The organism is Pseudoalteromonas sp. 10-33 (assembly GCF_001469195.1).
Classification (GTDB): domain Bacteria; phylum Pseudomonadota; class Gammaproteobacteria; order Enterobacterales; family Alteromonadaceae; genus Pseudoalteromonas.
Map to the genome: position 1 here is coordinate 81,392 of NZ_LOFI01000027.1, position 22,698 is coordinate 104,089.

Consider the following 22,698-nt stretch of genomic DNA (forward strand, 5'->3'; position numbering starts at 1 on the left):
TTTCCTTAAGCGGTTACTGCTGAACCGGCTTTTTTTGTAACTTACGTTGCAATGTGCGTCTATGCATATTTAATTGCCTAGCTGTGACCGATATATTGCCATTATTACTGTGAAGCACTTGCTGAATATGCTCCCATTCTAAGCGCTCAGGCGACATAACGGCATCATCGATACTCGTTTGAAGTTCACTTGTTTCGTTATTGAGTGCTTTTAATAATGTTGCCATATCAATAGGTTTAGTTAAATAATCGTTTGCCCCTAAGCGCATTGCTTCAACCGCAGTGGCAATGCTAGCAAACCCAGTTAGTAAGACTATATGTGTATTTTCTAATAAGTTGCGCAGTGGCTTTATAAGCATTAAGCCATTGTCGTCTCCAAGTTTCATGTCCAGTAAAATTGAGTCGGGTACTAATTGGCGCGCACGCAATAATGCGTCGCTTTGGTTATGCGCAACATCACAAGTGAAACCTTGCTTAGTTAAACGCCTAGCAAGCGTACTGGCTAAATTTATATCATCTTCAATTATCAGTAACTTCATTATGCTGTTTGCTCGCTATTAATAATGGCTAACTTAACCTTTGCTACGGCACCGCCTTCTTTATGGTTAAATAACGTTAACGAGCCATTTAGACGCTCAAACGTGACGTTAGATAACAATACAGCTAACCCCATGCCTTGCTCACTAGGCATCACTTGCCCGCCTAGCTCCGCTAATTGTGAATCGGTAAAACCATTACCAAAATCACGAATTAATAAGTATATGTGGTTTTCTTGTGGGCTAAGCTCCCAACTTAATTCAAGCTTTGTTTTACCTTGCTTTTGATTTGCAATAGCCGCATTTTGCAACAAATTTAATATAGCCGGTAACAACATTGCGTCACTTAAAAGCACGGCGGTAATTGAGGAAGCAGCCCATTCTATGTGTTGATCTGGGTATTGTAATACAAAGGTATCGCTGATGGCTGTTTGTAACTGCGTTATGGTTATTTGATCTTTAGCATTTTTAACCCTTATTTGCTCTGAAAGCGCTCTAAAACTATTAAGTTGCTCACGGCATTGTATAAGAGGGAGTTGCATTTGCTTAACAATGGCATTGTCAGGTTGATCTTCTAATAACTCTTCAAACAGTAATTGTAAGTTAGCTATCGGTGTTGCTAACTGATGAGTTATTTGTGCTGCTGCGCCATCAAGTGTAACTAACTGCTCATTTCGTAATTGTTTTTCTCTTGCTTTGGCAATAATGCGTTCGCGTTCTTTTAGCGTGCGGCTCATGGCCCCTATTACGAGCGCTATTACACTGGTACTTAAAACGAAGTTAACCCACATGCCAATAAAATGGCCGCTCATGTTCATTTGATGCATACTGTGATCGGGCATATTTATTAATAAAAAGCTGTATGCAGCAATGGCAAGTAACGCAATATAAGCTAAGCCTTTTTCACGCAATGTGACCGCTGCTATCATAATGGGTAGCAGCAATAAAGACACAAAGGCATTGGTAGCTCCGCCACTTAAAGAAAGCAAAATAGTTAAAAATAAAACGTCAGCAGTGAGTTGCATCAACATAACTGAGGGCTTAGCGTGGCTAACGTGCCGGTAGGCAAATAGACTGATTAGTTGAAATACCGCCTCTAAAGCAATGACACCAAGTAATGGCAGTAACGCTAGCTGGTAATCAAGCAAAAAATAGACACTTAATACAGCGACTAATTGTACCGCAATGGCGCCGCTTCGTAACATAAGTAAACGGCTGATAGTGGGATCGGTTTGCATTAACAAAACAATGATTTTCCAATTTAATATACAAAAATGAACTGTGGTAGAACTTTACTCATCGTCCATTGAAATTGTAAAAACAGCGCAGGGTGTGCCTTGATGAAACACCATTTGCCATTGCTGTGCGCTATTTTTACGCCATAACGACATGCGAAGTGAATAATTAAATTCGGCACGGGCCGAGCGTCTATACGCTGCTTGATAACTTATTTGCGCCACATCAACGCTCAACATTCGGCCTTTAAAATGCTGATTATAAAACTGCGGCACCACTTCAGTGGGTAGGCGAGTGAGTACTTGGTATTTATTAAATGACGTGCCATTAGCAGCAATTTCGATAAACTCATCGTCGAGTAAAGCATCGAGTGCACGTTCTGATTGGCGAACTTCAGGCTCAAGTAATTGACGCTCAGCCTCAATTAAATGATTAAACAACGACGCTTTAATTTTGCTGCTCATGTGCTTCCCTATTGCTTGTAAATTTGCCCTGCTTTCATGACAAATTGCACGTTTTTAAGTACGCTTATGTCTTCAAGTGGCGAGCCATTTACGCTGATAATATCTGCTTGTTTACCAACACTCAAGTCGCCTAACTGATGGCTTTGTCCTAACAATTTAGCAGCATACACCGTGGCTGACTTTATTGCATGCGCTTCACTCATTCCATTATCAACCATTAAACTAAATTCGTTTGCATTAAGACCATGACGAGATACGCCCGAGTCGGTACCAAAGGCAATATTGACCTTATTTTTAAGCGCTAATTTAAACGATGCTTGCATTTTAGGCGTTACTTCTCGCACTTTATTGGCAATTGCCGCTGGCATATTAGGATTAGTAAGTACCTCTTCACTTACCGTAGCACCAGCAAGCAATGTGGGAACTAAATAGGCCTGCGTTTTGTTGAATAAATCAACTGTTTTTTTATCTAAATAAGAACCATGTTCTATTGAATCAACCCCAGCTCTAAGCGCTGCTTTTATACCTTCTGTTCCGTGGGCATGCGCTGTTACCTTGCGTCCTAAGTGATGAGCCGTATCTACAATAGCAGCCAGCTCATCATCAGTGAGTTGTTGATTCACTCCCGCTGCGGTATTACTCAACACACCACCCGTTGCAGTAATTTTAATTACATCAGCACCGCTTTTAATAACTTCTCTCACTGCACGGCGGCAATCGTCAGCGCCATTACAAATACCTAATGTCGTTTTAAAAACATCAGTTATGTCCTTTCTGTAGCCATGCATATCAGCATGACCGCCGCTTGGGGATATTGTATTACCCGCCGCAAAAATACGAGGACCGGCAATATCTTGTCGCTCAATAGCGCGTTTTAGCGGAAAAATAACTTGGTAATCGCTGCCTAAGTCACGCACCGACGTAAAGCCCGCATCAAGCGTACGTTCTAAATATTTAATAGAACGCAGCGCGTAATCGGCCTCATATTCTGTAGCCCAACGGTGAGGGTTTGCTTTAGCATCACGTTCAAAAGTTACATGCACATGCATGTCAATCAAACCAGGCATAACAAACTGATTTTTTAAATTAATTATGTCAGCATCGGGTAAATTAAGTGCTGACTTTGATATATAACCATCTTTAATTGACACTATTTTGTCATGGGTAACAACCAAGGTTTGTTCTTTTTTTAGCGCTTGCTCAGGTGCAACAAGTAAACTACCCGCGTAAATAATTTTAGAGTGTGCTGCGCTTACATTATTAGCGTACATTGCCAATACAATTGACAATAATGTTATGAGTGCTGTTTTCATAGATGCTCCTTTTTTATACTAGCTTTACCTTAAAAAACCTTTAATAGCGAATATTTACGATACAAAGCACGCTATAAACTAGTCTTATAAGTTGATTTTTGGTATAACTTGCCGGTAATAAATTGAAGTTATACCACCTTAAGAGAACACACTATGCCATACGCACATATCACTGGTTGGGGCAAATGCATACCACCAGCAAGTATTAGCAACGATGAAATTAGCGAAATAGTTGATACCACCGACGAGTGGATCACCACGCGTACTGGCATCAAATCTCGCCGTGTAAGCCATGTAAGTACAGCAGAGCTGGCAACCATTGCTGCAAAACACGCGCTTGCTTGCGCAGGTGTTGACGCAAAAGAGATTGATCTTGTCATACTTGCAACTTGTACGCCTTCAACAGTTGTTGCAAATACCGCATCGCAAGTGCAAAAAAATATTGGCGCAACAGGCGCAGCTGCTATGGATACAAATGCTGCGTGCTCTGGCTTTTTATATGCATTACAAGCTGCTACTGCGCAAATTCAAGCTGGAATGATCAAAAAAGCGGTTGTTATTGCTGCTGAGCGAATGACTTGGTACGTAAACTGGGCGCGCCGCGACAGTGCCGTGCTATTTGGTGATGGCGCTGGTGCCGTTGTACTAGAAGCGGCAGAAACACCCGCAGGTTTACTTGGCACTAAAACAGGGTGTGATAGTGAAGACCGCGACATTCTTCATATCACTAACTTTGGTAGTGATTTAAACAAATATGAGCCCATTGGTCCGTCTGATCTGTTATTTGAAGGGCGCGAAATATTTAAACGTGCCGTAAAAGGAATGAGTGAAGCCTGTGACGACGTGCTCGAACAAGCTAATTTAAGCCTAGACGACATAAACGTACTGGTACCACATCAAGCTAACTTACGCATTATTCAAGCAATTCAGCACCGTTTAAAAGTGCCTGATGAAAAAGTAATGGTTAACATTGCAGATTATGGCAACACATCAGCTGCCACTATTGCAATTGCGCTATGTGAAGCGGTTGAACAAGGGTTGATAAAGCCTCATTCAAACATTATGTCTGCTGCATTTGGTGCTGGTTTAACATGGGCTGCAAGTTATATAAAATGGGGTGAACGTGTGACCCCAATTCGCGTTAGTGACGCACAATTAACGCCTTGCACTCAAACAGGTTTAGAGTTAGTTGCCCCGGCTGTTAAAGCATGTAAAGACGCTGAATAAACTCGCTCTGAAAACATAGAATTAAAACGCACTTTTTAGTGCGTTTTTTATTTAAGGTAGATACATTTATGGAGCTTTTAGGTATTCATCACACTGCGATTATTTGCAGTGATTATGCTCGATCTAAACATTTTTACAGTGAAATTTTAAAACTTAATATTGTTAACGAGCATTACAGGGCTGAGCGTAATTCGTATAAGTTAGACTTAGCTATGCCTGATGGAAGCCAAGTTGAGTTATTTTCGTTTGAAGGTGCACCATCAAGGCCTAGTTACCCCGAAGCACAAGGCTTACGCCATTTAGCATTTAAAGTTAACAATGTAACTAAAGCAAAAGAATATTTAGAAAGTAAAAGTGTGGCTGTGGAAGAAATTAGAATTGATGAAATTACAGGTAAAAAGTTTACTTTTTTTGCCGACCCTGATGATTTGCCGCTAGAGCTATATGAAGTTTAAGCTTCATATAGCGCTAATGTTTCACGGTTAATTAATGATTAAAGCGGTTTTGTAAATAGTTAAACACGGCTCTAATACCAAGCGCTTCACCGCCTGCTGGGCGACCTGGTAACGAACGTAGGTTCCACGCCATTACATCAAAATGTACCCAAGGTGTGGTTGGCTCTACAAACTCTTTTAAGTAAAGCGCAGCAGTAATTGCGCCACCAAATGGCGTACTTGAACAGTTAGCCATATCTGCAACGTCACTTTTCAAAAATCCGCGGTACTGCTCAAACAAGGGTAATTGCCAAACAGGGTCGTTCACACTTAAGCCCGCATCAATTATACCGTTAGCTACATCACGCTCTGTAGAAAAGAAACCAGGTAGCTCAGTACCTAACGCTACACGACATGCCCCTGTTAATGTTGCAAAATCAATAATAAGTTCTGGATTATCATTTTGTGCTTCACTTAGCGCATCACACAAAACCAAACGCCCTTCAGCATCCGTGTTATCAATTTCCACCATAATACCCTTGCGCGTTTTTATTACATCACCTGGGCGAAATGCATTTCGTGATACCGCATTTTCAACTGCGGGTACTAACACACGTAAACGAACAGGCAATTTAGCCGCCATGATTAACTGTGCTAATGCAATTACGTGCGCTGCACCGCCCATGTCTTTTTTCATGTTGCGCATACCAGAGCTTGGCTTTAAATCGAGCCCGCCAGAGTCAAAGCACACCCCTTTACCAACAAGCGTTATGAGTGGTGCATCATCGGCCCCCCACTTCAAATCAAGTAAGCGCGGTTTATTTTCACTAGCACGGCCTACCATATGGATTGTTGGATAGTTTTGCTCTAACAGTTCATCACCAACCCATTGTGAAAACTCTCCACCGTGAGATGAAGCTAAATCTTCCATCACTTGCGATAAATGTTGCGGCATCATATCAACCGCCGGTGTATTGACTAAATCACGCGCTAAAAAAATAGCATCGGCTTGTTGTTTAATTCGTGTGTATAAAAGCTCGTTTTCAATACACAGCTGTGCTTTTACCGTCGGTTTTTCTTTGTATTCACTAAATTCGTATCCGCCAAGAACAAAGCCTAAAGCAACTTGCTCTGTAAACGTGTCATCACCTTGAATTTGATAACTACCTGCAGGTAACGCATTAGCTAAATTGCCCGCAGCCCAAAAGTCATCTGCGCTTTGCATTAAGCAAATTACTTGGTTTAGCTGCCCTGAGTCAGGATCTGGAATTAACGCTAAACCTTGCTTTTCAAAACCGGTATTGCTTAACCAATTTTGTATAAATAAAGGCTGCTTTGCTTGCCAATCAGAGAGTTCGCTTTTAAGAATAAATGATAAAGGGATACCAGAGGATGTATTGCGAAGTAATGCACTCATTAAATAGCTCATATATTATAAAAATGGTACTTGTGAGCATACCAATAAGCACTATTAAAAGGTATCGCTAATTAAAGGGTTTTTGTTGTTACTTTTTTAATATGTTTTTTTTAGTTGAATTTTGATTTGCTTGAACTATCTCGTTATCAAGTTCTTTTATTGATTTATTTATGCTAAACGAGCTGGGTAAAACATCAACTCCAACAAGGCGACCTAACTTAACGACGAGAGGGATAGTAAGTGGAGCAAAAGGAAGCACTGCAAATATACCTAAGCCTAAACCTTTCAGTATATCAACAAACTGCTCATTGGCGCGTTTAAGCTCTGCACTGTTTGTTTGCCCTTGTGTGTATCGCTTGTAAATAGAAAGCATTTCTTTGGTTTCTTGTTTTTCTTGAGCAAGTGCAATTTTAAGCGCCACCATAGCACGACGAAAACGAAGCTGCTGACGTCTTTTACTAATTTTTACTACACGCCAAGGAGCACGGTGGATAACTTTATATAATCGCATGTGTATATTTTCACACATGCTGATGGGTTAACAAAGAATAATTTACTTGATTATGACTATACTTTATCATTTGCACCAAACTAGTGCCCAAAAGAATAAACTATGCCTGATTTCACAACTCAAATTCCACAAAAACCTGAAAAACCAAAATCTGATGAATGTTGCGGCAGTGGCAATTGTTATTCATGTGTGTGGGACGAATATAGAGAAAAATTAGCAACATGGAAATTAACAAATTTGCAAACAAAAACAAAAAACAGGATGAAAGTTAAAAAACCAACCTCGAAAAGCCTCTCCTAACCTGCATTAATATTCCCAATTACCACTCAACCTGCACCCAAATGGTTACATGCAGCGCTAAAATGCACCACTTTTGGATTTTTTACCCAATTAAAGTTTTGTTATTTAATAGTTAATTAATAATTGCTCTTGTTGTTTTTTATGTATAGTCTGTATTCAGGAATTAACGGAAGCTGAGCATTTATGCTCTTTTGAATCGATATTTCAATCGGCTTAAACCACTCTGTTCGTTCCACAATTATGATTAAGGCGTGCTTTAAAGCACGACTAAAACAAAATTATTCTAACTGGGGAAATTTAGAATGAAATTAAAAAACAATGCGCTAAACCAAGCGATTAAATTTGCATTAGCCACAACCACCGCCGGATTATTCATCTCGGGCTCTGCAATAGCAGCAGATGAACAAAGCGAAGTTAAAGTTAATAAAAATGTAGAGAAAATCGCTGTAGTAGGTACGCGTTCAGCTCCACGTTCAATTGGTGACTCACCGGTACCTATTGATATATTGGTGGTGAAGAACTAGAAAAGTCAGGCAATACTGACATGCTAGAACTTCTAAAAGGCTCTGTTCCTTCTTTCAACGTTCATCAAAACCCGATTAGTGATGCAGCATCACTAGTTCGCCCTGCTAACCTTCGTGGTTTACCATCAGACAGCACTTTAATACTTTTAAACGGCAAACGTCGTCACCGTGCATCTGTAATCGCCTTTTTAGGTGGTGGTATTAACGATGGTGCACAAGGTTCAGATATTTCAGTTATTCCTAGCATTGCAATTAAACAAGTTGAAGTACTTCGTGACGGTGCAGCTGCTCAGTACGGATCTGACGCCATCGCAGGTGTAATGAACTTCCAATTAAAAGACGCTTCAGAAGGCGGTAAGTTCGAAGTTCGTAAAGGTCAATATTTTGAAGGCGACGGCGATACAACTCAAATTTCTGGTAACGTAGGTTTACCATTTACAGACAGTGGTTTTGCCAACTTAAGCTTCCAATATAAAACAGCAGATGCTACTAGTCGCTCAGTTCAACGCCCAGATGCGGCAGGTTTTGCAGCAGCAGGTGTACCTGAAGTCTCGTCTCTTGCTCAAGTTTGGGGTGCACCAGAAGTTGATGACGATATCTCACTTTTTGGTAATGTAGGCCTAGACCTAACAAACAACTCACAATTTTACATGTTTGGTAACTACTCGGAGCGCGATGTACGTGGTGGTTTTTACTACCGTAACCCGCATACTCGCTCTGGTGTATACTCAAACGATGATGGCGCAACACTTCTTGTTGCAGACTTAACTGACGACATGAGCGCCAACTGTCCTACTATTTCAATTACAGACGGTAATGTTTTAGACGACCCTGCTTACATTAACGGTGTAGCTAACAATCCAGATTGTTTTGCATTTAACGAAATGATCCCAGGTGGCTTTACACCAAACTTTGGTGGCAACATCACTGATACTTCTTTAACCATTGGTACTAAAGGTGAATTTACAGACGGCTTCATGAAAGACGTACTTTATGATTTAAGCGGTACTGTTGGCCTAAATGAATCTCGTTACTTTATTTACAACACAGTTAATGCGTCTTTAGGTCCAGATACACCACGTGACTTTAGCCCAGGTAAATATGAGCAGTTAGAGAAAAACTTTAACTTAGACCTATCTAAAGGCTATGATTTTGGTCTAGCTTACGATGTGAACGTAGCCGGTGGTTTAGAGTGGCATGAAGAAACATTTACAATCATCTCAGGTGATGAAGCATCATACACCGCGGGCCCATTAACAGCGCAAGGTTTTGGCATTGGTTCAAACGGTTTCCCTGGTTTTAAACCGTCGCAAGCGGGTGAATTTACACGCCGTAACTACGCAGCATTTGTAGACATTGAAGCACCATTTACAGAAGACTTCTTAATGGGCTTAGCGCTTCGCTTCGAAGACTATGACTCGTTTGGTAGCACAACAAACTACAAATTAATGGCTCAGTATCATGTAACTGAAGATCTAAATATACGTGGTTCAATCAGCACAGGTTTCCGTGCACCAACCGTTGGTCAAGCAAACGTTAGTAACGTTCAAACAAACCTAAGCGATGGTGTGCTAAGAGATTCTGCATTGTTACCACCAACAAACCCAGTTGCTGTTCAACTAGGTGGTACAGAGCTTGAGCCTGAAGAATCGCAAAGCTACACATTTGGTGCAGTTTATACACTTGGCGATTTGTTCCTAACAATTGATTACTACAACATTCAAGTTGAAGACCGTATCAGTCAATCTGAAAAAATTACGCTTAGCCAAGCAGATAAAGATACACTAACAGCTGCCGGCGTACCTAATGTTGAAGGCCTTGCGCAAGTTAGCTTTTTCACTAATGACTTTGATACAACAACTCAAGGTGTTGATGTTGTAGCTAACTACACAGCAGATATTTTAGGTGGCAGCTCTACATTTAGCCTTGCTTACAACTGGAATGAAACTGAAGTAACTAAATTCAGTGACATTACCGGTGAGTTTAAAGTTAAACGCTTAGAAGAAGACTTACCTAACCACCGTGCAACACTTACGTGGGCACAACAGTGGGAGTCAATTTCTGCATTTACTCGTCTTAACTACTATGGCGAATATCAAGGCGTTCACGTAGATTACGACGCAACAGCTAAAACAGCAGATGCATCTGTAACGCTTGATGCAGAAATTACGTACTTTGTGAATGACTCAATCAGCTTCTCTGTAGGTGCACAAAACTTACTTGACCAAGATGCTGAAAAACTTGATTTTCAAGATGCGACTGGTATCCCAAATAATAACTGGGGTGGTAAATACTACGAAACATCTCCTTACGGTATTAACGGTGGTTTCTACTACGCTAAGGCCACGTATACTTTCTAATTTTTAGAATGAAAGCACTAAGGCGAAATGTTAAGACATTTCGCCTTTTTTATTTTATAGTGAATAAAAAATAAAATGTTCTACTATGTTATTAGATAAAGCCAACAAACTACTCGAACAAAACAAGCTAAAAGAAGCAGAGTTTCATTACAAAACGCTACTTGCTAGTGAGCCTGAAAATGGCGAAGCCTTATTTGGTTTAGGTAAGATAGCACTAAGACTAGAAAAGTTTGATGCCGCAGTTTATTTACTACAAAAAGCCTGTGAACGTTTACCCCACATGTTAGAACCACTGCACGCGTTGACAGACGCTTTTAATGGTGTTAATTCACCACACGACGCACTTACCGTATTAGAATACGCAAAAAGCATAGCAAGCCATAACCCTGAGCCACATTATTACTTAGCACAGCATTATTTAACACATGGTAATTTAGATAAAGCGCACACCACATTTGCACATGCATTAAGCATGGGCTTGTACCCTGTTACGGCCTATATATTATTTGAATTAGTACAACTAGGTCGTTTTAATAAAGAACACAATTACATTAGTAATTTGCATCACTTATTAACTCAAACAAACAACCTACGCCTTAAAATGGTGTGTTATTACGCATTGGGCAAGAGCTACGATAAACTAGGTGATACAGATCAAGCTTTTAACTATTTTGAACTAGCAAATACGCTGCAATATAAATTAAGCCCATTTAAAACCAAAGAGCTCGACCCTTTTTATGATCAGATCATTAATTACAACACTCAAGATATATTAGCCTCACGTGAAAAAAACTTTTCTGGCACAATCACGCCTGTATTTATAATCGGCATGCCCAGAAGCGGGTCAACCCTACTTGAACAAATGCTTTCAAATCATAGTCAATGTTCAAGCCTAGGTGAAAACGCGAGTATTAGTAATAGTGTTGTTGCCTTTTTAGAACAACAAACCAAAACTCCGTATCCTCAGTGCTTAACCAATTTAACGCCTAGCCTAATTAATCAAGCTCGCAATATTTATATTGATACTCTTAAAGCAGCCAAACCGTTAAGGCCTATTGTTATTAATAAGCTACCAAGTAACTATCAATCTCTCGGACTGATTTACATGTTATTTCCTAACGCTAAGTTTATAAATTTAACACGTAACATTAACGCCACTGCATTCTCGGTATTTAGTAACTATTTTTCTGAAAACGAACCGTACTTTTGTTCTTTAACTGAGTTTAAGCACTACCATGGCTTATATGAAAAACTAATGACACATTGGAATACTTTAAAACTACCGGTGTTTAATTTAGCTTATGAAGACTTAGTAAATAACCCCGAAGACCAACTAAGTGCTCTTTTTGACTTTTTAGGCTGTAAATACGAGCAAAATTGCTTAACGTTTCACAAACAAAAAAGAGCCGTCACAACACTCAGCAAACAAGCTGTTCGTCAGCCAGTAAATACAAATGCCGTTAGTAAATGGGAGCGATACCAAGTCCCTCTGCTCAAACTAATCAACAAGGGTGACGCTTAAACCATTCAAGTAAATCGTTAAATTGCTCTTTTCGGGCTGTCGGATGAGTTAACATGTTTATGTGATCGTAATCTATGCGGTGTCCATGACGGCGACCATAAATGCGCATTTGTTGTATACCAGGGCCGGATTCATCAATAAACCTTTGAATATCAATTGGCTGTGCTAACGCTTTATCTTTAACCGCTGCAACATGCAGCGTAGGAGGTAAATGAAGTGTTTGCAATGCTTTTGCGTAATCAAAATTATCGTCTGAATCGATCCAAGGCCTTTTTTTAGCCCACTGCATGCTTTGATAATGAGACTTTTGGGTTTCATCGTCGCTGCCCCACTTTAAGCGCCTTGCAGGTAAATATCCGTGTTTTTTTGCAAGTAATGGCGCCATAAAATACCAAATAAAATTGGCCTGAAGTAGTTTTTTTGGATGATTGTTAAACAGAGAACGTTTTGAACCAAAATAAACACATGCTTTTACATCATCAATATAATGTGGAAAACGTGCGAAGACACTATTCATTAAAACGCCACCCCACGAATGCGCAACCCAGTAATCGGGTTTATGACCCTCAAGCTGCTCAATTTTATTTATAAACGCGGGAATATCTTCTAATATAGCCTCTGTTTGACCATACGCAGCAGATTTAGAAATGACGGGCTTACTTTCACCGCGCCCACGCAAATCAGCAACATAACAACGATAGCCGTGCTCAGCTAAAAATGGAGCAAGGCCTTTATTGCTATGCGTATAAAAAATTTTGCCATTTTCAACTGCACCATGCATAAAAAATACAATGGGACCATTTTGTTTTTCATCGAATATTTTGCGTAAATGCAGTGTTTGTTCAGCTGCTAAATTTATAGTTATTGAGTGTTGAGAGATGGTCACGCTTGTTCCTTATTATTACCCTAACTCATCGTACCAGTATTTTTAAGTATGCCAAAGTAATTGTCTGCACTTTAATTACCAGGATTTGTTACAATTAACTATTGATATAGATTGCCAAAATAAATCCATGACTAAAAATACGCCACGAGCAAAACTACACCCACGCAATCAGCATAATAGTGGTTACGATTTTGACTTACTAACACTTGCCCTGCCGGCTCTCTGCCCATATATAGTGAATACGCCTGCAGGTACTAAAAGTATTGACTTTGCAAATAATAAAGCAGTAAAAACACTCAACCAAGCACTACTAAAAGCGCACTATAATATTGAGTTTTGGGATATTCCAGAGCACAACTTATGCCCGCCAATACCTGGACGTGTAGACTACATCCATTACTTAGCCGATCTATTAAGCGAAGATAATCAGCAAACAATTCCTAGGGGTAAGCAGGTTAAAGTACTTGATATAGGCACTGGAGCAAATTTAGTTTACCCATTAACAGGAACAAGTGAATATAAGTGGCACTTTACTGGCTCAGATATAGACCCTATATCTATAAAAATAGCCAAGCAAATTGCGCAATTTAATGCCTTAAAAATAACGCTCAAGCTGCAAAAAAGCTCAGCTAATATTTTTAAAGGTGTTATCAACCAAAAAGATTTATACCACTTAACGCTCTGTAACCCACCTTTTCATGCCAGTGAGGAACAAGCAAACAAAGGCAGTGAGCGCAAATGGAAAAACCTAGGGAAATCGCCAAATAACACCCTTAACTTCGGCGGAAATAGTAACGAGCTCTGGTGTGAAGGTGGCGAAGTACAATTCATTACAACAATGATTACTGAAAGTGAAGAGTTTGCTGAACAGGTATTATGGTTTACGTCTTTAATCTCTAAAAAAGACTCACTTATTGCACTTGAAGCAAAACTAAAAAAATGCCCTATTGCCGAATATAAAATTATTGAAATGGCACATGGACAAAAAGTCAGTCGATTTATTGCATGGAGCTACTTTGACAAAGAAACGCGTGAACAAATTTGTAATGAACTTGATTAACTAAGAATAAGGAAAACTATGATAGATTTTCGTTCAGATACGGTCACCAAACCAACAAAAGAAATGCGTGATATCATGTACAGCGCACCAGTCGGTGATGATATATACGGCGATGATGAAAGTGTCAATAACTTAGAGTACTTCGCTATTACCCGTTTTAATTTTGAAGCCGCGCTTTTTTGCAGCTCTGGCACGCAGGCTAATTTACTTGCATTAATGGCACATTGTGAACGTGGGGACGAATATATTTGCGGGCAAAATGCGCATAATTATAAATTTGAAGGCGGTGGTGCAGCTGTTTTAGGCTCTATTCAACCACAACCTATTGAAAACGAACAAAACGGTTCCATTAACTTCAATAAAATAGCCGCAGCAATTAAACCAGACGATAGTCACTTTGCGAAAACTCGATTATTAAGCCTAGAAAATACCATTGGCGGCAAAGTACTTACCCTAGAATACCTAGCCCAAGCACAAGACTTTGTTAATGAACATAATTTAGCGCTGCATTTAGATGGCGCTCGCGCATTTAATGCATCTACTGAGTTGAAAGTTGATATTAAAGAAATAACCAAACATTTTGATTCTGTGTCTATTTGCCTATCTAAAGGGTTAGGTGCACCGGTTGGATCATTATTATTGGGGTCGTCAGCGTTAATAAACAAAGCTAGACGCTGGCGTAAAGTACTCGGTGGTGGAATGCGACAAGCCGGAATGCTCGCTGCTGCAGGGCAATATGCGCTTGAAAATAACGTAAACCGCCTAAAAGACGATCATGCTAATGCGCGCTACCTAGCTGAAAGTTTAAGTGCACTCAAAGGCTTTAACGTAGATATGAGTAATACGACCAATATGGTGTATGCCTCTTATGTAGAAGGTTTTGATATTGCAGATATAGCCCAGAAGCTAAAGCAGCAAGGTATCTTAATAAGCCCAAGCAAACAACTTAGGCTAGTAACGCATTTAGGGATAACACGAAAAGATATAGACACGTTTATTAACGTGTTATCGGCCCATGTTTAAAGCCGCTTTATAATGTTTGCGGCACACCGATACATAACGATCGTTGCCGCCAATTTCAACTTGATTACCATCGGCAATCGCATCACCATTTTCATCGGTACGTAATACGTGATTGGCTTTGCGCCCACAATGGCACACTGTTTTAAGCTCAATTAACTTATCAGCCCAAGCTAAAAGATATTGCGAACCGACAAACAACTCACCTCTAAAGTCGTTTCGTAAACCATAGCAAAGCACAGGAATACCTAACTCATCAACTACATCCGTTAACTGCATTACCTGCTCTTTGGATAAAAACTGACATTCATCAACTAATATACAATGGCGTTTTCTTTCACTATTAAGCGATTGAATCAATTCATATACATCTTTACTTGCATCAAATACATGTGCATCTGCTTGCAAACCTATTCGAGACGAAACCTTACCCACACCTGCTCTATTATCAATAGCAGCAGTGAGGATTACCGGCTCCATTCCTCGCTCTTTATAATTAAAAGCCGATTGTAATAAGGTGGTAGATTTTCCCGCATTCATTGCAGAATAGTAAAAGTATAATTGAGCCATGATGGTGCCAAGTTGCAAAAAGTGCGCTTATGCTACCCTAATATGCAATGAATACCAATTTCAAACGCTAAATAAGATTATGGTTTAAAGCATTAGTTTTCAGGCTGTTTTGCAGAATTTAAATAATTAATGTAGATAGGAGCGGTATCAAATTCACTAATCCATTGCCACATTTTATGGCTAAGCACCGGATGATTTTCATAGAATTGATGCGAAAAAACTAAATAACCAAAAGTGAACTCATATGGAGGGTATATCGCTGCTACATCAGTGTCGTTATGAGGGTAACTTGACGTTTTGGTTTTATCAACTTGGCAAATATCGATACTTGAATCTACTACGCCTTTATTAAGTAATTCAAATGCACTTTTTTTAGACACTGTTTCGTGAACAAAAAGAGGTTCTTTGTCTAAAATTGTGCCCAAGCCGTAGCCACTTGGCACTGCAATCGTAAATATTTTGGTGTTTAACTCATCACGCAGTTGCCATTGTGAGCGGAACTTATCACGACCTAACAAGCAACTACCAAACTTACTAATGGCAAACTGGGTGTTAGGTTTTGCATTTTCATTCATTGGGTAAACGGCTATTCGCTCTCTGCCTTTTCTAAAGCTTGCAATAACCGCATTTACTTTATTTGATTCAAGATCTTTCAAACATCTTCGCCAAGGTTTCCTTACAAACTCAATATCAACGCCATCAACCGCGTCGTCCAATAGCCGTAATACGTCTGCCGAAGCACCGGGCCTTTGAATCGGGATCTCTTGTCCTCCACCTAAAAACATCGGCGCAATTTCTTTGTCTTCATAGCAAAAAAGCAGCTCTTTACCAGCCGCGCTCGCGCTATTGAATGTCACGAGCGCTAAAAAAGTAAATATGTAAAATAGTGTAACAACTTGCATGGCTATTTTTTATTAGGGTGTTTTTTATAGTTTAACCCTTATGACATACGATACAAAGTTTATAGCAACACATTCACAGTAATCCTTCGTGTTGTAAAAGCCAACGCTTTCTTTCTAGTCCACCAGCGTACCCTGTAAGCGTTGCATTTGCGCCAATAACTCGATGGCAGGGTACGATAATACTAATCGGATTTTTACCGTTAGCTGCCCCCACCGCTCTTACCGCTTTTGGATTATTCAATGCGTGAGCAATATCACCATACGTATTAGTTTTACCGTAAGGGACATCTAAAAGTGCGTTCCATACACTTTTTTGAAATTCAGTCCCTTTAGTATCTAAGGGAACATCAAAAATTTTACGTTTTTTATTAAAATACTCATTTAATTGAAGCGCACAGCTCAATATCGGCTCATTAGTTACTTTAGTAAGAGGCACATGTGGGTAGGTTTCAAGCGGATAAAAGCCAACGTAACTCACCCCTTTTTCAGTTGCTTGAATTATTATATTGTCTATAGGACTTGATATGTATGTTTGAATAATCATGATAGTTGCTGCCAAAGTTGAAACGTTAAATATGAACGAAATGGAGTGCACTTTTCACTATTAAATGAATTCGTCGCAGCTTGTGCTTTTTTAATTCCTAAATCACCTTCAAGTAACACATCGGGTTGACTCTGCCCCCTTAACTTAGCGTAGTTTACTGTCCATGGGCCGATTCCTTTTAAATCAAGCCATAAATCTAAGTCGCTGTTGCCGGGATTATTAGTACAAAACAAGGCTAAATTATGCAGTGCGTTTTTGCGCGCCTGTGGCATTTTAAAAAAATCAAAATTGCTTTGTGCTACTTGTTCAGCACTCGGAAAATACGCATGCTTTAGGTCATTTTCTCCGAGTTCAGCAACGAGTTTAGTGACTAGGTTATGCGCTGCAGCTACGCTTACTTGCTGACCAAGCACCGCTCGAATACCTGCCTCAAAGTCTGACCAAATACCAGGCAGCCTTAGCCCAATACACAGTGGAAATGCTTCGTTTATGTTTTTACTTAAATGAGTTTCTATTAAATTAACATCAGCATCTAAATCTAGCACTCGACGTATATTATTAATAACAGATTGCAAATATTGTGTGTTGTCTATGTCTATTTTAACTTTAAAGTGGTGTTTATCTTTAATAAATTCAGCAGTGAAACTCCCCTTATACAGTACATTTGAAAACGTGCGACCATAGCTATTTTCTGAGACCCATTCAACAGGTTTAATTAAACGTTTTTCTATAAACGAGCGTAAAGTAAGCCAATTATAAGGCGGTCTAAAAGGCAGGATCAATTCAAGCGTTGAGCGTTTGACATTAGTAGTTTTACGCAGTGTTGAAGGGGCTATGTTGAGTTGCTTTAAAAATGCATCGTTAAAGCGTCGAGTACTTTTAAAGCCAGCTGAAAATGCAATCTCGGTCAGCGGTAAATTGGTTTCTTGAATTAGTTTTTTTGCAAAATGACACTGGTTAAAAATACGGTACTGCGTTACAGACAAGCCAAAATGTTGTTTAAATAACCGTCTTAAATATCGACTACTTACACCTAATCTTTCAGCTAGCTTCTCACAATCATGTTCATTGTGCTGATCAATGAGCTGCTTTGCCCTCAGAGCGGTTGTTTTAGTCCCTTGCCAAGCAGCACTTCCAGGTGCACTGTCAGGTCTACAGCGAATGCATGGCCTAAAACCGTCTTGTGCCGCATTATGAGCAAACTCATAATAAACAACATTTTTTTCAAGCGCAGTGGGAGCCGGACAAATAGGCCTGCAATAAATACCTGTACTTTTTACTGCAACATAGAAAAGACCATCAAAACGGTGATCGCGACTTTGACGTGCTTTTTGCCAGTAAGATGAAATCATAAACAGCTCTTTTAATAATTGACTGCGACAAAGTTTAAATAAATTTTAAACCATTGCTAGCCACAATCGGTACTCAACTATTTAGCGAAATCTATTAACTCTTGGCCCGTTAAACGATAAATAATCCATTCAGTTTGTGGTTTTGCACCTATACTGTCATAAAAATCTATAGCAGGCTTATTCCAATCCAACACAACCCACTCAAATCGGCCACAATTGTTGTTCAACGCCTTATTGGCTAAATGCTTCATAATAGCTTTACCTGCACCTTTACCACGACTATCTGGACTAACGTATAAGTCTTCAAGATATAACCCATTTTTACCTAACCAAGTCGAATAGTTGTAAAAATAAACCGCAAAACCAATTGGCTCATCGCCATCTAAACATATAATACTGTGCGCAGTGGCGCCTTCACTAAATAAAGTGTCTAAAATTGCTTGCTCATTTGTTTTTACAGCATCGGGTTCTTTTTCGTATATTGCGAGCTCAGTAATAAAATGTAGGATAGTATTTGCATCGCTTGGTTTAGCATCGCGAATTATAATCGACTGACTCATAGTGTTTTTCCTCTGGTGTACTTTGCTTTTATTAGATTAAAGTATATTTTTCATAAAATTAATTAAGTATTAAGCATCAATATATTTAAATAGTTAAAGCGTTATTTTGCCCTGTATTAATGGTTTAACTTAATTGCTGTATTTAATTGCTGAAATCTTTTGCTCGTGAGTACAGCTAATTATGTCTATAAAGCCTACCATACATGCTTTAACGGTGTAGCTACTTCATAACACCTATTTTACATCCCGTCAGAAGTACTTAACTATATTAACCTGATAATAATTAAAATTTTATTTAAACTGAAATCAAAAACACTGTATGTAAAGTAAGCAGCAATGCAAACTTAAATAAGAATCAAAACCAATAGTAACGCAATGATTTTTATAGAGAAAACCTTGCAATTAAATAGTTTTGTACTACACTGGCTACAATCAAAGAAAGTTATGGTGACTTATCATGAAAGGTAATCAAAAAGTAATCGACGCATTTAATGCACTCCTTGCCAATGAGTTAGCTGCAATCGATCAATATTTTATACACTCGCGCATGTACGACGATTGGGGATTGAATAAACTTTATGAGCGTCTTAATCATGAAATGGAAGAAGAAAAAGACCATGCAGACTGGTTGATCAAACGTATTTTATTTTTAGAAGGTGTACCTAACCTTACTAAGCGTCGTGATTTACTTATCGGTAACGATGTTAAGAGCATGATGCAAAATGATTTAACACTCGAACTAGAAGTGGTTGCCTGCGTAAAAGATGTTATTGCCATCTGTGAAGAGCAACAAGATTATCAATCTCGTGCAATACTTCAAAAGCTATTGTTTGACACAGAAGAAGATCACGTTTACTGGTTAGAACAACAACTTGGCTTAATTGCAAAAATTGGCTCAGAAAATTATCACCAATCTCAAATGGGTTAGCAGGGGCTAAATTTATGAAAGGCGATTTAGAGGTAATTAAAGCGTTAAACAACGTACTTGCTAACGAGCTTGTTGGCATCAATCAGTACTTTTTACACGCACGAATGTTTAAAGATTTTGGCTTTAGTAAACTTGATAAAGCCGATTATAAAGTGTCCATTCAGAAAATGAAAAACGCTGACCGTTTAATTGAACGTATTTTGTTTTTAGAAGGTTTACCAAACCTTCAAGACCTAGGTCGTTTACGTATAGGTGAGAACAGCGAAGAAATGATTGCAGCTAACATGAGCTTTGAACTCGACACCATAGACGAACTCCGCGCTGCCGTTAAACTAGCTGAAAGTAAAAAAGATTACATTAGCCGAGAAGCGCTCGACCACATTTTAAACGAGCAAGAAGAGCAAATGGATTGGTTAGAAACACAGCAGCAGCTTATTGAAAATGTAGGGATCGAAAATTACCTACAATCTCAACTTTAAACAGTTTTAGTTACAAAAAAAGCAGCTTAATAAAGCTGCTTTTTTTATAAATTTTTGAAATGTAATTAAGCTACTTGATCGGTAATATCTGCAATTTCGATAAGTTTACGATTAAGGATCTTTTTAGTACAACCACAACACTTACCACATTGGCTGCCCACTTTAAGCTCTTTAGTTAATTCACGCATGGTGGTTGCACCATCGTCAATTGTTTGCTCAATTTTTTTATCTGTCACACCGTGACAAAGACAAATATACATGAATACAAACCACTCTAATTACTTTTGATATGCTCATCTTAATCTAAATGGTAATAGTTATCAATAGTCATTCGAGCATTATTTGAATTTTATTGTTACTCTCATAACGCCGTTAAAATAACCATCAACATAAAAAGTGATTACTCAGTGAACAGCTAAAAGTGTTGCTTAAATCTGCCTGCTACACTGATTCAAACCATATATAAGTACTAAGTTTATTAGCTTGTCATTGAAAGAGGACGTCGAGTGTGAATTAACACCCTAGGAATTTGTTTTTAAATCAGCAGTGCTATGAAGCTATACGATATTTTTACAATAACAGCCTTTTGTATCTGCGACGAGTAAATCCGAATTAAACCCCGCAACTAAGTTATTAATTGCCGTTTCTACAAATCCGCTGCCCTGCGAGCAAGCTAACCCTTCCGATAATGGCCCTGCGTAAACAAACTCGCCATGCTTATCCATAATTATCGCGGCTGGTGTTGCTGGAATAACGTGCTGTAGCTTAGCTGAGTAAGGATGCTGAATGATGTTAAAGCCTTTTTCTTCTGCAAAGCGTTTAAGAGCGGTAATATGTGCTTTAGCCTGCTTTGTGCAACCACAGTTTTGTTCTAAAACAAGAATCAAAGACGCCTCGTGTGTTTGCGTATTCAAGCCTAGTTGGTTTTTAAAACTCAAAAACCAACCATTTTGCAATAAGATTTTGTCACTATCAAACGGCTTTAACTGTTCAGCTTGAAAGTAAACTAAGCCCGATATAACAAACCCTAGCCAAGCTAGAATTATAAGCTTTAAACAACGTGGGCTACTTAAATTTGGCAATTGATTGCTCAAGTACATCAATACTTACGTCAATTAACTGAACTTTGTCAGTAAGTTGCTTAACAATGTTGGAATCTTCGTACTGATTTTGGCGCATTTGGTCTGTGCTGTTAGCAATCTGTTCTGTATTGCCAGCTTGCTCCGAAACAACTTGTGCAACCGAGCTAGTACTACTCGACACCGCTTTTATTTGTTCACTCATTGCTGAAATATTCTCTTTCATTGCAGTGCTTATTTCAGTTAAATCAACAACAAAGCTCACGCACTGAGTCATTGACTGAGTAGATGTTTTACTATTTGTAACAAGGTCTTTAAGCGTCAAGCCAATTTTATCGGTAGTCGCTTTACTGTGATTCGCCAATGATCGTACTTCATCTGCTACAACAGCAAAGCCTCTACCGTGCTCGCCAGCCCTAGCTGCTTCAATAGCTGCATTAAGCGCCAGTAAATTTGTTTGCTCAGCAATTCCAGATATCTCGTTTAATAAGCTTGAGATAACATCACCAGCAGCAACGAGTTGATTAATTTGCTCTTCAGTGTGATTTAACAAATTTAGTAGTTCTCTACTTTTGCTGTCGGTCTGTAATACGTCATCTAAAGCGCCTTTAGCAGATTCTGTAATGCTATCGACTTGATGCTTTAACACTTCACTTTCTTGCTCAACTAATTTAAAACCATGCGCGACTTGAGCGCCTGAATTAGCTATATCATCTGTTTGCTGAGTACGCTGCTGTGCACCATTTGCTAGCCTATCGTGAACATGAATTAATTCACCCGAGTTGGTTTTAAGAGAATACGATTGAGTTTTAACTTGTTTAATAACGTCCGACAAGTAATCGAGTAAGGTGTTAAAACCTACAACAGCTTCACTTTGCGTGTAATCAGCTCTAAGAGATAATTTTATATGCTCAGAGTTTTCCATTATTTGCTCAGTTGCTGAACTAAGTGATGTTCCAGCCCGGCGCTCTCTCTCCAAGGTAATGGCTATATAACCAACAACAAGCACCTCAACTATTGCATATACTGCATGAATAATTACAGTGCTGAATACGAGTCTATCAGGGTCGAAAACATAAAACCCCGTGTTTTGCGTTTGTAAGTAGTAAAAAGACAGATGATGGACGGCTACAAACAAAATAGCTGTTATAAAAACGCGCCACTGGACAAAAACAATCAATATTGGCATTAATATAAAAATCTCAAAATGTACTTCAATTAAGCCAAACGCTTGTTGTATGTGTAAAAAAGAAAACATCATAATTGCTGCAGCAACTATGTGAGGGGTGACAGGATTGTTTTCTTGGGTTTTTAGTAGCCATATTGGTAATAAACACAACGGCAAACCAACTACAAATGCCTGAGTTAACGTATCAAAATAAAGGCCAAGGCCTATAGATTCAACAAATAAAAGAATAAAAATAATTGTTAATAAACGACTAACACTAGACATAAAGACCCTAATTTTTAGTTTT

At 39.0% G+C, this 22,698-nt stretch carries 23 protein-coding genes and 1 pseudogene; 9 read left to right on the top strand and 15 right to left on the bottom strand.

Annotation, left to right across the window (positions count from 1 at the left end; translation table 11 throughout):
• Positions 1 to 13: 13 nt before the first annotated feature.
• Genes ATS76_RS16875 through ATS76_RS16890 form a run of 4 tightly spaced genes read right to left on the bottom strand, consistent with a single transcriptional unit; the run spans position 14 to position 3,548 of the window.
• Entirely contained in the window at positions 14 to 538 is a 525-nt protein-coding gene (locus tag ATS76_RS16875; RefSeq protein ID WP_058553005.1) for a response regulator transcription factor, read from the bottom strand.
• On the bottom strand, positions 538 to 1,773 hold the full coding sequence (locus ATS76_RS16880) for a sensor histidine kinase (RefSeq protein ID WP_201023515.1): 1,236 nt from the start codon (positions 1,771 to 1,773) through the stop codon (positions 538 to 540). The genes ATS76_RS16875 and ATS76_RS16880 overlap by 1 nt, the downstream gene beginning before the upstream one ends.
• 54 nt (positions 1,774 to 1,827) lie before the next feature.
• The gene (locus ATS76_RS16885; protein ID WP_058553007.1) at positions 1,828 to 2,235 is read right to left on the bottom strand and encodes a nuclear transport factor 2 family protein; all 408 of its coding nucleotides are present in this window, start codon (positions 2,233 to 2,235) and stop codon (positions 1,828 to 1,830) included.
• An 8-nt stretch (positions 2,236 to 2,243) separates the two neighbouring features.
• Complete coding sequence (locus ATS76_RS16890) at positions 2,244 to 3,548, bottom strand: metal-dependent hydrolase family protein (protein ID WP_058553008.1); 1,305 nt, start codon at positions 3,546 to 3,548, stop codon at positions 2,244 to 2,246.
• A gap of 153 nt (positions 3,549 to 3,701) precedes the next feature.
• Between ATS76_RS16890 and ATS76_RS16895 the strand changes: the two genes are divergently transcribed.
• Positions 3,702 to 4,775: a ketoacyl-ACP synthase III gene (locus ATS76_RS16895; protein ID WP_058553009.1), complete on the top strand. Its 1,074-nt coding sequence runs from the start codon at positions 3,702 to 3,704 to the stop codon at positions 4,773 to 4,775.
• 68 nt (positions 4,776 to 4,843) lie between these two features.
• Positions 4,844 to 5,230, top strand: coding sequence for an SMU1112c/YaeR family gloxylase I-like metalloprotein (gloA2, locus tag ATS76_RS16900; RefSeq protein WP_058404621.1), 387 nt, complete (start codon positions 4,844 to 4,846; stop codon positions 5,228 to 5,230).
• Between the two features lie 31 nt (positions 5,231 to 5,261).
• Here gloA2 and ATS76_RS16905 read toward each other — a convergent pair whose 3' ends face one another.
• Together ATS76_RS16905 and ATS76_RS16910 are read right to left on the bottom strand one after the other, a co-directional pair.
• Complete coding sequence (locus tag ATS76_RS16905) at positions 5,262 to 6,626, bottom strand: leucyl aminopeptidase family protein (RefSeq protein WP_058553010.1); 1,365 nt, start codon at positions 6,624 to 6,626, stop codon at positions 5,262 to 5,264.
• 88 nt (positions 6,627 to 6,714) lie between these two features.
• Entirely contained in the window at positions 6,715 to 7,137 is a 423-nt protein-coding gene (locus ATS76_RS16910) for a hypothetical protein (RefSeq protein WP_058553011.1), read from the bottom strand.
• Positions 7,138 to 7,239: 102 nt separating this feature from the next.
• Between ATS76_RS16910 and ATS76_RS19145 the strand changes: the two genes are divergently transcribed.
• From ATS76_RS19145 to ATS76_RS16920, 3 genes and pseudogenes are all read left to right on the top strand, one after another.
• Positions 7,240 to 7,437, top strand: coding sequence for an oxidoreductase-like domain-containing protein (locus tag ATS76_RS19145; RefSeq protein ID WP_082664369.1), 198 nt, complete (start codon positions 7,240 to 7,242; stop codon positions 7,435 to 7,437).
• 302 nt (positions 7,438 to 7,739) lie between these two features.
• Positions 7,740 to 10,321: pseudogene (locus tag ATS76_RS16915) on the top strand (TonB-dependent receptor plug domain-containing protein).
• Between the two features lie 85 nt (positions 10,322 to 10,406).
• Positions 10,407 to 11,843 (top strand): tetratricopeptide repeat-containing sulfotransferase family protein, encoded by a 1,437-nt coding sequence (locus ATS76_RS16920; protein WP_058553012.1) that lies wholly within the window; start codon positions 10,407 to 10,409, stop codon positions 11,841 to 11,843.
• Here the strand turns inward: ATS76_RS16920 and ATS76_RS16925 are convergent.
• Positions 11,824 to 12,729: an alpha/beta fold hydrolase gene (locus ATS76_RS16925; protein WP_058553013.1), complete on the bottom strand. Its 906-nt coding sequence runs from the start codon at positions 12,727 to 12,729 to the stop codon at positions 11,824 to 11,826. The genes ATS76_RS16920 and ATS76_RS16925 overlap by 20 nt on opposite strands.
• Positions 12,730 to 12,856: 127 nt before the next feature.
• Between ATS76_RS16925 and rlmF the strand changes: the two genes are divergently transcribed.
• Entirely contained in the window at positions 12,857 to 13,789 is a 933-nt protein-coding gene (rlmF, locus tag ATS76_RS16930) for a 23S rRNA (adenine(1618)-N(6))-methyltransferase RlmF (RefSeq protein ID WP_058553014.1), read from the top strand.
• Between the two features lie 18 nt (positions 13,790 to 13,807).
• The gene (gene ltaE, locus ATS76_RS16935) at positions 13,808 to 14,812 is read left to right on the top strand and encodes a low-specificity L-threonine aldolase (protein WP_058553015.1); all 1,005 of its coding nucleotides are present in this window, start codon (positions 13,808 to 13,810) and stop codon (positions 14,810 to 14,812) included.
• Here ltaE and ATS76_RS16940 read toward each other — a convergent pair.
• The 5 genes from ATS76_RS16940 to ATS76_RS16960 all read right to left on the bottom strand — a co-directional run bounded on the left by ATS76_RS16940 (position 14,795) and on the right by ATS76_RS16960 (position 18,737).
• Positions 14,795 to 15,379, bottom strand: a complete 585-nt coding sequence (locus ATS76_RS16940; RefSeq protein WP_058404633.1) for a thymidine kinase — start codon at positions 15,377 to 15,379, stop codon at positions 14,795 to 14,797. The two genes, ltaE and ATS76_RS16940, sit on opposite strands and share 18 nt — an antisense overlap.
• Positions 15,380 to 15,471: 92 nt before the next feature.
• Positions 15,472 to 16,281: a hypothetical protein gene (locus ATS76_RS16945; RefSeq protein WP_058553016.1), complete on the bottom strand. Its 810-nt coding sequence runs from the start codon at positions 16,279 to 16,281 to the stop codon at positions 15,472 to 15,474.
• Between the two features lie 73 nt (positions 16,282 to 16,354).
• Entirely contained in the window at positions 16,355 to 16,825 is a 471-nt protein-coding gene (locus ATS76_RS16950) for a methylated-DNA--[protein]-cysteine S-methyltransferase (RefSeq protein WP_058553017.1), read from the bottom strand.
• Entirely contained in the window at positions 16,822 to 18,177 is a 1,356-nt protein-coding gene (locus ATS76_RS16955; protein ID WP_058553018.1) for a DNA-3-methyladenine glycosylase 2 family protein, read from the bottom strand. The genes ATS76_RS16950 and ATS76_RS16955 overlap by 4 nt, the downstream gene beginning before the upstream one ends.
• Before the next feature lie 77 nt (positions 18,178 to 18,254).
• Positions 18,255 to 18,737, bottom strand: a complete 483-nt coding sequence (locus ATS76_RS16960) for a GNAT family N-acetyltransferase (RefSeq protein ID WP_058404611.1) — start codon at positions 18,735 to 18,737, stop codon at positions 18,255 to 18,257.
• Positions 18,738 to 19,194: 457 nt separating this feature from the next.
• On the opposite strand from ATS76_RS16960, the gene bfr (ATS76_RS16965) reads away from it, so the two are divergent.
• Positions 19,195 to 19,665, top strand: coding sequence for a bacterioferritin (gene bfr / locus ATS76_RS16965; RefSeq protein ID WP_058553019.1), 471 nt, complete (start codon positions 19,195 to 19,197; stop codon positions 19,663 to 19,665).
• A gap of 14 nt (positions 19,666 to 19,679) precedes the next feature.
• Positions 19,680 to 20,144 (top strand): bacterioferritin, encoded by a 465-nt coding sequence (gene bfr / locus ATS76_RS16970; RefSeq protein ID WP_058404609.1) that lies wholly within the window; start codon positions 19,680 to 19,682, stop codon positions 20,142 to 20,144.
• A gap of 65 nt (positions 20,145 to 20,209) precedes the next feature.
• Here bfr (ATS76_RS16970) and ATS76_RS16975 read toward each other — a convergent pair whose 3' ends face one another.
• The 3 genes from ATS76_RS16975 to ATS76_RS16985 form a co-directional block, all read right to left on the bottom strand.
• A complete protein-coding gene (locus ATS76_RS16975; RefSeq protein ID WP_058404608.1) occupies positions 20,210 to 20,404 on the bottom strand; it encodes a (2Fe-2S)-binding protein in 195 nt (64 codons plus the stop codon).
• Between the two features lie 297 nt (positions 20,405 to 20,701).
• Positions 20,702 to 21,244, bottom strand: a complete 543-nt coding sequence (locus tag ATS76_RS16980; RefSeq protein ID WP_082664370.1) for a DUF6436 domain-containing protein — start codon at positions 21,242 to 21,244, stop codon at positions 20,702 to 20,704.
• Positions 21,210 to 22,676: a methyl-accepting chemotaxis protein gene (locus tag ATS76_RS16985; RefSeq protein ID WP_058553021.1), complete on the bottom strand. Its 1,467-nt coding sequence runs from the start codon at positions 22,674 to 22,676 to the stop codon at positions 21,210 to 21,212. Before ATS76_RS16985 ends, ATS76_RS16980 begins: the two co-directional genes overlap by 35 nt.
• Positions 22,677 to 22,698 lie beyond the last annotated feature (22 nt).

Coding starts and splice junctions, on each gene's coding strand:
- bfr (WP_058553019.1), top strand. CDS start 19,195: ATGAAAGGTAATCAAAAAGTAATCGACGCATTTAATGCACTCCTTGCC.
- ATS76_RS16880 (WP_201023515.1), bottom strand. CDS start 1,773: ATGCAAACCGATCCCACTATCAGCCGTTTACTTATGTTACGAAGCGGC.
- ATS76_RS16895 (WP_058553009.1), top strand. CDS start 3,702: ATGCCATACGCACATATCACTGGTTGGGGCAAATGCATACCACCAGCA.
- ATS76_RS16940 (WP_058404633.1), bottom strand. CDS start 15,379: ATGGCTCAATTATACTTTTACTATTCTGCAATGAATGCGGGAAAATCT.
- ATS76_RS16955 (WP_058553018.1), bottom strand. CDS start 18,177: ATGATTTCATCTTACTGGCAAAAAGCACGTCAAAGTCGCGATCACCGT.
- ATS76_RS16985 (WP_058553021.1), bottom strand. CDS start 22,676: ATGTCTAGTGTTAGTCGTTTATTAACAATTATTTTTATTCTTTTATTT.
- ATS76_RS16905 (WP_058553010.1), bottom strand. CDS start 6,626: ATGAGTGCATTACTTCGCAATACATCCTCTGGTATCCCTTTATCATTT.
- ATS76_RS16910 (WP_058553011.1), bottom strand. CDS start 7,137: ATGCGATTATATAAAGTTATCCACCGTGCTCCTTGGCGTGTAGTAAAA.
- ATS76_RS19145 (WP_082664369.1), top strand. CDS start 7,240: ATGCCTGATTTCACAACTCAAATTCCACAAAAACCTGAAAAACCAAAA.
- ATS76_RS16920 (WP_058553012.1), top strand. CDS start 10,407: ATGTTATTAGATAAAGCCAACAAACTACTCGAACAAAACAAGCTAAAA.
- ATS76_RS16885 (WP_058553007.1), bottom strand. CDS start 2,235: ATGAGCAGCAAAATTAAAGCGTCGTTGTTTAATCATTTAATTGAGGCT.
- ltaE (WP_058553015.1), top strand. CDS start 13,808: ATGATAGATTTTCGTTCAGATACGGTCACCAAACCAACAAAAGAAATG.
- gloA2 (WP_058404621.1), top strand. CDS start 4,844: ATGGAGCTTTTAGGTATTCATCACACTGCGATTATTTGCAGTGATTAT.
- ATS76_RS16890 (WP_058553008.1), bottom strand. CDS start 3,548: ATGAAAACAGCACTCATAACATTATTGTCAATTGTATTGGCAATGTAC.
- ATS76_RS16980 (WP_082664370.1), bottom strand. CDS start 21,244: ATGTACTTGAGCAATCAATTGCCAAATTTAAGTAGCCCACGTTGTTTA.
- rlmF (WP_058553014.1), top strand. CDS start 12,857: ATGACTAAAAATACGCCACGAGCAAAACTACACCCACGCAATCAGCAT.
- ATS76_RS16960 (WP_058404611.1), bottom strand. CDS start 18,737: ATGAGTCAGTCGATTATAATTCGCGATGCTAAACCAAGCGATGCAAAT.
- ATS76_RS16875 (WP_058553005.1), bottom strand. CDS start 538: ATGAAGTTACTGATAATTGAAGATGATATAAATTTAGCCAGTACGCTT.
- ATS76_RS16950 (WP_058553017.1), bottom strand. CDS start 16,825: ATGATTATTCAAACATACATATCAAGTCCTATAGACAATATAATAATT.
- ATS76_RS16945 (WP_058553016.1), bottom strand. CDS start 16,281: ATGCAAGTTGTTACACTATTTTACATATTTACTTTTTTAGCGCTCGTG.
- bfr (WP_058404609.1), top strand. CDS start 19,680: ATGAAAGGCGATTTAGAGGTAATTAAAGCGTTAAACAACGTACTTGCT.
- ATS76_RS16975 (WP_058404608.1), bottom strand. CDS start 20,404: ATGTATATTTGTCTTTGTCACGGTGTGACAGATAAAAAAATTGAGCAA.